The following is a 7,594-nucleotide window of genomic DNA, read 5'->3' as shown; positions in this document are numbered from 1 at the left end:
TCTTGTCGAATCCGACGACGCGGGACTGGAAACCTGGTGCGACGAGGAACGTTTCTCGGTGACCGCCAAGCGGATCGCCGAATACGCCGCGGCGACCAACGATCCCATCGCGGCGCACCGCGCGGGCGAGGTCGCCTCGCCGGTGTTCGGCATCGTCCCGGTCTTCGAGGCCATGATGATGCCGGTGATCGATGTGGCGCCGATGGACATCTTCGGCCGGGTCGTGCACGGCGAGCAGGACTTCCACTTCCACCGCGCCATCCGGCCGGGCGACGAGCTGGTCACCCGGGCCAAGGCGGTCGGCTACGCGAGCAAGTCCAACGGCAGCACGATCACCATTCTCGTCGAATGCCGTGACGTGGACGGGGAACTGGTCAACGAGCAGTATCTGACCGCGTTCTTCCGGAACATCGACGCGGGCAAGACCGTCGGGCAGGCCGCGCACGCGCACAAGTTCGACGAGTCGTTGCGCGGCACCGAGCCGTTCGCCGTCGTGGCTCAGCACGTCGACCACGACCAGACCTTCCGCTACGCATCGGCTTCCGGCGATCCGGTGCCGCTGCATCTGGACGATCAGGTCGCCAAGGACGCCGGGCTGCCCGGCATCATCGCGCACGGTCTGTGCACCATGGCGTTCGCGTCGTGGGCGGTGCTCACCGAGGCCGCGGGCTCGGACGTGCACCGGCTGCGCCGCTTCGCGGTGCGCTTCGCCAAGATGGTCTTCCCCGGCGACGACCTGGAGACCCGGATCTGGAAGGTGGGCGCCGCCGACGGCGTCACCACCTACGCCTTCGAGACGGTGCGCGGCACGGACGTCGTGTTGAGCGACGGCCTCGCCGAGATCGCCGACTGAGCCGAGCGGCCCGCGGCTCGGACCGCCGCGGGCCGCTCTTTCGTTCGGCGCGAGCCGACACCCCATTCATCACACCTCGCCCTGTCCGGCGGGCGAGACCACAGCACAGGAGACGCACAGATGGGCGCATTGGAAGGAAAGGTCGCCGCCATCACCGGCGCGGGCCGGGGGATCGGCCGCGAGCACGCGCTGCTGTTCGCGAGCGAGGGCGCGCGCGTCGTCGTCAACGACCTCGGCGGCAGCAACGCGGGCGAGGGGACCGATTCCGGCCCGGCCCAGCAGGTGGTCGAGGAGATCGTCGCGGCGGGCGGCAAGGCGGTCGCCAACACCGATGACATCGCCTCCTGGGAGGGCGCGCGCAACCTGGTCCAGCAGGCGGTGTCGGAGCTGGGCGGCCTGGACATCGTGGTCAACAACGCGGGCATCCTGCGCGACGCGTTCGTCGCGGGCATGGACGAAGCCCAGTGGGACGCGGTGATCGCGGTGCACCTGAAGGGCCACGCGGCGGTGCTGCACCACGCGGCGGCGTACTGGAAAGAGCAGAGCAAGGCGGGCAACCAGCCCAACGCGGCCGTGGTCAACACGGCGTCCGCGTCGGGCACCACCGTCCCCAACGCGGGCCAGGCCAACTACGGCGCAGCCAAGGCGGGCATCGCCGCGCTGACCCTTGTCGCCGCCGACGAACTCGCCCGCTACGGCGTGCGGGTGAACGCGATCGCGCCGATCGCGCGGACCCGGCTCACCCTCGCCACCCCCGGCATGGGCGAGATGATGGCGGCCGAGGCCGAGGCCGCCGAGGAAGCGGGTGGATTCGATGCCTTCAGCCCCGCCAATATCTCCCCGTTGGTCGCATACTTGGCTTCGGACAAGTGCCCGATCACCGGCAAGGTGTTCGCGGTGCAGGGCGGCGCCATCTCCGAGCTGGCGGGCTGGCACGACGTGAAGACGATCGAGACCGAGGGCCCCTGGCTCGTCGACGACATCGCCGCTCGGCTGCCCTGAGGCTGGGCCGCCAGAAAGGAGAACGACGATGTTCGAATGGTCCGAGACCGATGTGATGGTCCGCGACGCGGTGCGCACCTTCATCGACAAGGAGATCCGCCCGCACCTGGACGCGCTCGACAGCGGCGAGATGCTGCCGTATCCGATCATCCGGAAGCTGTTCAGCGAGTTCGGTATCGACGCGATGGGCGGCGAGGCGGTCGAGAAGCTGCTCGCCAAGCAGCGGGCCAGGGAGGAGGCGCTCGCCGCCGGTGCGGCCGCGCCGGAGAAGAGCGAGAAGCGTTCCGGCGGTAGTCCGTTCAGTGGCCAGGAGTCGCTGATGGCGGTGCTGATCAGCGAATTGTCCGGTGTCTGTATGGGTTTGGTCACCGCGATGGGGGTCAGCATCGGGCTCGGCGCGACCACCATCATGTCGCGCGGCACGCTGGCGCAGAAGGAGCGCTGGCTCGCGGACATCGTGACGATGCGGAAGGTCGCGGCCTGGGCGATCACCGAACCGGATTCGGGCTCGGACGCGTTCGGCGGCATGAAGACCTACGTCAAGCGCGACGGCGAGGACTATCTCCTCAACGGCCAGAAGACCTTCATCACCAACGGTCCCTTCGCCGACGTGATGATCGTCTACGCGAAGCTCGATGAGGGAGATTCGGTGGACAAGCGCGAGCGCAAGGTGCTGACCTTCGTCCTCGACAAGGGCATGGAAGGCCTCAGCCAGGGCAAGCCGTTCAAGAAGATGGGCCTGCACGCCTCGCCGACCGGTGAGCTGTTCTTCGACAACGTGCGCGTCGGCCGGGACCGGCTGCTCGGCGAGACCGAGGAGCACAAGGGCGGCGACGGCCGCGAGTCCGCGCGCTCCAGCTTCACCGCCGAACGCATCGGCGTGGCGTTCATGGCGCTCGGCATCATCAACGAATGCCACCGGCTGTGCCTCGAGTACGCCAAGAGCCGCAAGCTGTGGGGCCAGGAGATCGGGCGCTTCCAGCTGGTCCAGCTCAAGCTGGCCAAGATGGAGATCGCCAGGATCAACGTGCAGAACATGGTGTTCAACGCGCTCGAGCGCGGCCGTGCGGGCAAGCCGCCGACTCTCGCCGAAGCGTCCGCCATGAAGCTCTACTGCTCCGAAGCCGCCACCGACGTGGCGATGGAAGCGGTCCAGCTCTTCGGCGGAAACGGCTACATGACCGAATACCGCGTCGAACAACTGGCCCGCGACGCCAAATCCCTCATGATCTACGCGGGCTCCAACGAAATCCAGGTAACCCACATCGCCAAGGCCCTCCTGTCCCGCTGACATTTCCCGCACACGCCCCGCATAGGAACCCGCCTGTGTGCGGCGTGCGGAGGGTGAGTGAGGACGGCTGGACCGCTTACAGATGGGTTCGGCCTGAGTCCAGGCGGGGTTCTCCTATGCCGCCAGCGACACCGACAGCTCGGTTTCGAGGGCGGCGGCAATCCGTTCGAGGGTGGTGATCGTCGGCACCACGTCCCCGGCCTCGAGTCGGCTCACGGCGTGTTGGCGCATACCGGCGCGGGTCGCCAGTTCGGTTTGCGACCACCCGCGTGCTTCACGAGCTTCGCGGATCTGGCGGCCGAGTTCGTGCGCGAGCGCGTAGGCGCGGGCGGCTGCCTGGTATTCAGCGGTGGCACGGGTCGCCTCGAGGTGCGCATCGAATTCCTTCTGGCTGGTCATGATTCGGTGCCTCCTGTTGGGTCGAAGGTCAAGCGCGCCGGTTCGGTGTGCGCCGATTCGCACAGCTTGCGGGCCATTTTCGCGCGGTCGATCTGGGCTGTCTCCCGTTGTTTCGTCTTTTGAAACGCCACCCCGTCGCCGAGGTAGCGGCAATACGGTTCGCCGAGTTCAGGGCCATATGCGGCGAGAAGTCCGGCGGCGAAGTCGGCGCGAGCGAGATCGGTCGGTGACAATCCAGCCAGGAACGAGCGAACCTCGGGCTCGATCTCGATCGCGCACAGCATTACCTGGGGTTATCACATCTGTGTGATGGGACTTGCGATCGTGGGTTGCCGCCCGTACCTCTGCGCGCTCAGACCGCGCGTAGGTGGTTGCGGCTGGCGTAGACGTGTTCGGCGATGAGGGTGGCGATGCGGTCGGGGGCTTCGAGCATGGGGACGTGGCCGACGCCGTTGACGACGATGCGGTCGGCGGAGTCGGGGAGTTCCTTCAGGTAGCGGCGGGCGTAGACGCGGTTCGGGATGATGCGGTCGTACTCGGAGAGCAGCAGGCGGACCGGGGTGGTCAGGTCGGACAGGTCGGCCAGAGCGGGGGCGCGCAGGGCGCCCACGATCATCGGCAGCATCGCGGTGCAGTTCAGCGCGGCGCGCAGGACGTTGGCGATCTCGCGGCGCGGCACCGCGGAGGCGTGCTTGCTCAACAGGAACAGCGCGAAACGCTGCGGGATGACGTTGTCGGTGGCGAAATCGCCCAGCCGCCTGCCGATTCGGACGAGCGGAATCATCGAAAGGAACTTCAGCCCTACCCGGAACTGGGTGATCGAGGGGACATTCCAGCCACCGGCGGGCGCGATCAGCGTCAGCGTGCGGGCCCGGCCGCGGCGGGCGAGCTCGATGCCGACCCAGGCGCCGAGCGAGTTGCCCGCGATATGGCAGGTGCGCCAACCCAATTCGTCGAGCTGAGCTTCGACCGCGTCGGCCAGCGTGGCGACGCCGACCAGTTTGCCCTCGGCGGGCGGGCCACCCCAGTGACCTGGTAGAGCGGGGGCGTACACCTCGCAGTGTGAGGACAACCGGTCCGCCGTGCGTTCCCAGCAGTGCGGCGAGAGCATGAAGCCGTGCAACAGCAGCAGCGGATCACCGGAACCCAGGTGCAATGCCTTGATCCGTTTGTCGGCCGCGCGGGCGGCGGTTCGCGATCGGTCGGAGCGCGGGGCGGCGGCCGGGGACTTGGAGGTGTCGGACGTCATCGTCAGCACCCCTTCCTGGACGGCGGTGTCCGGGGGCGATATCTCTGACCAGCATTGTACGGTCGTTGCGTGCCCTACATCATCTCCACGGTCAACGTAAACGGCGTCCGAGCTGCCACGGGCAAGGGCATGCTCGAGTGGCTCGCGACCACCGAGGCCGACATCGTCTGCCTGCAGGAGACCCGCGCCACCGACGAGCAGACCCGCGCCGCGCTGGCGCCCGCGCTGGCCGACGGCTGGTGGCTGGCGCACGCGGAGCCCGAATCCAAGGGCAGGGCCGGTGTCGGCATCCTGTCCAGGCGGGAGCCGAAGGCGGTGCGGATCGGATTCGGCAGCGCCGAGTTCGGTACCTCCGGGCGCTACCTCGAGGCCGAATTCGACGAGCTGACCGTCGCCAGCGTGTACGTGCACTCCGGTGACGCGGGCACCGCGCGCCAGGACGAGAAGTACCGGTTCATGGCCGAGTTCGGCGCCTACCTGAAGACCCGCGCCGGCGACTTCGTGGTCAGCGGCGACTGGAACATCGCGCACACCGAACGCGACCTGAAGAACTGGAAGGGCAATCTGAAGTCGGCCGGGTTCCTGCCCGAGGAACGCGCCTGGATCGACGAGCTGATCGCCGCGGGCTATGTCGACGTGGTGCGTCAGCTGCACCCCGGCGTCGACGGGCCCTACAGCTGGTGGTCCTACCGCGGCCGTGCCTTCGACAACGATTCCGGCTGGCGCATCGATTACCAGCTGGCGCGCGGGGAGCTGCCCGGCCGCGTCAAGCAGGCCGTCGTCGAGCGGGCCGCCGCCTACGATCAGCGCTGGTCCGACCACGCTCCGGTCACGGTGCAGTACCGATGAACGAACATCGCTTCGCGCATGCGGGAGCAGGGCGTCAGTGAGGTGAGGGCATGAGCGAGCGGGGTGAGCGAGTCGTGTGCGAGCGCGCTTCGCGGATGCTGGAGCCGGGTGTCAGCGAGGTGCAGGCATGAGCGAGCGGGGTGAGCGAGTCGTGTGCGAGCGCGCTTCGCGGATGCTGGAGCCGGGTGTCAGCGAGGTGCAGGCATGAGCGAGCGGAGTGAGCGAGTCGTGTGCCAGCGCGCTTCGCGCATGCCGGGGCCGGGCGTCATGGAGGTGAGGGCATGAGCAACAAGGTGATTCGGGCGCTGGCGGCGCTCGGCGCGGTGGCGGTGGTTCTGTTGCTCGCGGTGCTCACGTCGCGCGGCGGCTCCTACACCGACCGCACGGCGGGCTCGGCCACCGCGACGACCCGCGCCACGGCGACCGCCTCGAACGTCTCCGCGCGTCCGACGGCCTTCCCGCCCGCCGCGGTCACGGCTTCGCCGAGCCGGGCACAGGGCGTTCCGGACCGCGCCTACGTCACGTTGGCCGAGATCGATGCGCGCCGCTGGCCGGATTCGGCGAAACGCGCCAGGCACCAAAGGCGGCGAGCGCTGGATGAATCGGGAGGGCACGTTGCCGCGCACCGACGCCACGGGCGGGTCGATCACCTATCAGGAGTGGGACGTCAATCCCAAGCAGCGCAACCGCTCCCGCGACGCCCAACGCATCGTCACCGGCAGCGACGGCACGGCCTGGTACACCGGCGACCACTACGAGACCTTCACGAGGATGCGCTGATGCCACGTCCGGTTCCGCTCTCGCGGTTCCTCGCCCGCACCGGCGACGGCGCGCCTTCCACACCGGGCGGCAGGTCCGAGCCGGTGCTCGGCGCGCTGCCCGTCGACGCGCCGGAACTGAGCGAGGTCCGCTACCGAGCGCCCGCCGGGTACCTGGTGCGCGAGTTGCGCGGGCGCAAGATGCGCGGCACCGGAGGCGTCTTCGACGAGTGGGCGGCGGCCTTCCAGTTCCCGTACTACTTCGGCGCCAACAAGGACGCCTTCGACGAATGCCTGCGCGACCTGGACGATTTCGTCGGGGAGGCGAGCGGTTACGTCGCCGTGGTGCGCGATGCCGACGCGCTGCTCGCCGATCAGCCCGACGAGCGGGACTGGTTCGAGCAGGCGATGCGTGAGTGCGCCGACTACTGGGCGCGGCGCGACGTCGCGTTCCGCGTGGTCTATCAGAGCGCACCGTTCTCTCCCGAGGTCGTCGCGCTGACCATGGCCTGATCGGCCCGCGTCACCCGAGCGGCGCGGTCACCCCAAGCGGCGCGCGAGGTCCTCGCCGAGCAGGACGAACACGTCCGTGGTGTGGTCGATGAGCTCCTCTTTCGTGAGGGGCAGTTCGCCTTGCAGCCACGTGGTCAACGTCTGCACCAGCCCGCCGACCAGGTAGGTCGCGCGGAAGAAGATGGCGGGATCCGGTTCGGGATCGGTGATGCCGTAGAAGTCGATGCCCTCGGCGGCGACCATGCGCGCGAAGACCCGGATCGTCTCGGTGGTCCTGGCCCGCAGCTCCGGTGTGGCCATGCCCGCGACCAGCGCGACCTTGGCCTTGCGCGGATCGTCGGTGAGCACATGGATGCCCGCGGCGATGGCGGCGTGTGCCTTGGCGCGCGATTCGTCCGGCGCGCCGCGCAGGCTCTCCAGGATCGCGATCGCCAGTTCCTCGGCGATCCGGTCGGTCAGCGCGGTGAGCACGGCGTCGCGGCTGTCGAAGTTCTCGTAGTAGTACCGCTCGTTGAGCCCGGCCTGCGCGCACAGCCCGGAGACGGTGAGCTTGGCCAGGCCGTGGACGCCGATGATCTCGAGTGCGGCGTCCAGCAGTGCGGTGCGCCGTTGTGCCCGGCGTTGGTCGGCGGAGACGCCGCCGTAGGTCCGCTGCGCTGTCACAGCACGATTCTGGCACG

At 68.8% G+C, this 7,594-nt stretch carries 10 protein-coding genes; 6 read left to right on the top strand and 4 right to left on the bottom strand.

Translation table 11 applies throughout. From position 1 onward, the window contains the following. Positions 1–25 precede the first annotated feature (25 nt). The 3 genes from AC3EO7_RS30240 (at position 26) to AC3EO7_RS30230 (ending at position 3,146) form a co-directional block, all read left to right on the top strand. Entirely contained in the window at positions 26–853 is an 828-nt protein-coding gene (locus AC3EO7_RS30240; protein WP_435593073.1) for a MaoC/PaaZ C-terminal domain-containing protein, read from the top strand. Between the two features lie 120 nt (positions 854–973). Further along, positions 974–1,855 carry an SDR family oxidoreductase gene (locus AC3EO7_RS30235; protein ID WP_435593070.1) on the top strand — a complete coding sequence of 294 codons (882 nt, stop codon included), beginning with the start codon at positions 974–976 and terminating at the stop codon, positions 1,853–1,855. A 28-nt stretch (positions 1,856–1,883) separates the two neighbouring features. Beyond that, the gene (locus tag AC3EO7_RS30230) at positions 1,884–3,146 is read left to right on the top strand and encodes an acyl-CoA dehydrogenase family protein (RefSeq protein WP_435593069.1); all 1,263 of its coding nucleotides are present in this window, start codon (positions 1,884–1,886) and stop codon (positions 3,144–3,146) included. 114 nt (positions 3,147–3,260) lie between these two features. Here AC3EO7_RS30230 and AC3EO7_RS30225 read toward each other — a convergent pair whose 3' ends face one another. The 3 genes from AC3EO7_RS30225 to AC3EO7_RS30215 form a co-directional block, all read right to left on the bottom strand. Beyond that, positions 3,261–3,545, bottom strand: a complete 285-nt coding sequence (locus tag AC3EO7_RS30225) for a helix-turn-helix domain-containing protein (protein ID WP_431964315.1) — start codon at positions 3,543–3,545, stop codon at positions 3,261–3,263. After that, on the bottom strand, positions 3,542–3,829 hold the full coding sequence (locus AC3EO7_RS30220; RefSeq protein WP_431964317.1) for a hypothetical protein: 288 nt from the start codon (positions 3,827–3,829) through the stop codon (positions 3,542–3,544). The genes AC3EO7_RS30225 and AC3EO7_RS30220 overlap by 4 nt, the downstream gene beginning before the upstream one ends. A 68-nt stretch (positions 3,830–3,897) precedes the next feature. Then, the gene (locus AC3EO7_RS30215; RefSeq protein WP_431964319.1) at positions 3,898–4,794 is read right to left on the bottom strand and encodes an alpha/beta fold hydrolase; all 897 of its coding nucleotides are present in this window, start codon (positions 4,792–4,794) and stop codon (positions 3,898–3,900) included. A gap of 69 nt (positions 4,795–4,863) precedes the next feature. On the opposite strand from AC3EO7_RS30215, the gene AC3EO7_RS30210 reads away from it, so the two are divergent. From AC3EO7_RS30210 to AC3EO7_RS30200, 3 genes are all read left to right on the top strand, one after another. After that, entirely contained in the window at positions 4,864–5,643 is a 780-nt protein-coding gene (locus tag AC3EO7_RS30210; protein ID WP_435593068.1) for an exodeoxyribonuclease III, read from the top strand. A gap of 537 nt (positions 5,644–6,180) precedes the next feature. Then, entirely contained in the window at positions 6,181–6,423 is a 243-nt protein-coding gene (locus AC3EO7_RS30205) for a ribonuclease domain-containing protein (RefSeq protein ID WP_488186298.1), read from the top strand. Next, positions 6,423–6,914, top strand: coding sequence for a barstar family protein (locus AC3EO7_RS30200; protein ID WP_435593066.1), 492 nt, complete (start codon positions 6,423–6,425; stop codon positions 6,912–6,914). Before AC3EO7_RS30205 ends, AC3EO7_RS30200 begins: the two co-directional genes overlap by 1 nt. Positions 6,915–6,941: 27 nt before the next feature. On the opposite strand, the gene AC3EO7_RS30195 is transcribed toward AC3EO7_RS30200, so the two are convergent. Further along, a complete protein-coding gene (locus tag AC3EO7_RS30195; RefSeq protein ID WP_431964327.1) occupies positions 6,942–7,577 on the bottom strand; it encodes a TetR/AcrR family transcriptional regulator in 636 nt (211 codons plus the stop codon). Positions 7,578–7,594 lie beyond the last annotated feature (17 nt).

The sequence above is a fragment of the Nocardia sp. bgisy118 genome, assembly GCF_057708605.1.
The sequence above is the reverse complement of the archived record's forward strand: the minus strand, read 5'-3'. Positions and strand labels throughout refer to the sequence as shown.

What these genes read in the sequence shown, in the direction of transcription:
- AC3EO7_RS30235 (WP_435593070.1), top strand. Translation starts at nt 974, where the DNA reads ATGGGCGCATTGGAAGGAAAGGTCGCCGCCATCACCGGCGCGGGCCGG.
- AC3EO7_RS30230 (WP_435593069.1), top strand. Translation starts at nt 1,884, where the DNA reads ATGTTCGAATGGTCCGAGACCGATGTGATGGTCCGCGACGCGGTGCGC.
- AC3EO7_RS30225 (WP_431964315.1), bottom strand. Translation starts at nt 3,545, where the DNA reads ATGACCAGCCAGAAGGAATTCGATGCGCACCTCGAGGCGACCCGTGCC.
- AC3EO7_RS30220 (WP_431964317.1), bottom strand. Translation starts at nt 3,829, where the DNA reads ATGCTGTGCGCGATCGAGATCGAGCCCGAGGTTCGCTCGTTCCTGGCT.
- AC3EO7_RS30215 (WP_431964319.1), bottom strand. Translation starts at nt 4,794, where the DNA reads ATGACGTCCGACACCTCCAAGTCCCCGGCCGCCGCCCCGCGCTCCGAC.
- AC3EO7_RS30205 (WP_488186298.1), top strand. Translation starts at nt 6,181, where the DNA reads ATGCGCGCCGCTGGCCGGATTCGGCGAAACGCGCCAGGCACCAAAGGC.
- AC3EO7_RS30200 (WP_435593066.1), top strand. Translation starts at nt 6,423, where the DNA reads ATGCCACGTCCGGTTCCGCTCTCGCGGTTCCTCGCCCGCACCGGCGAC.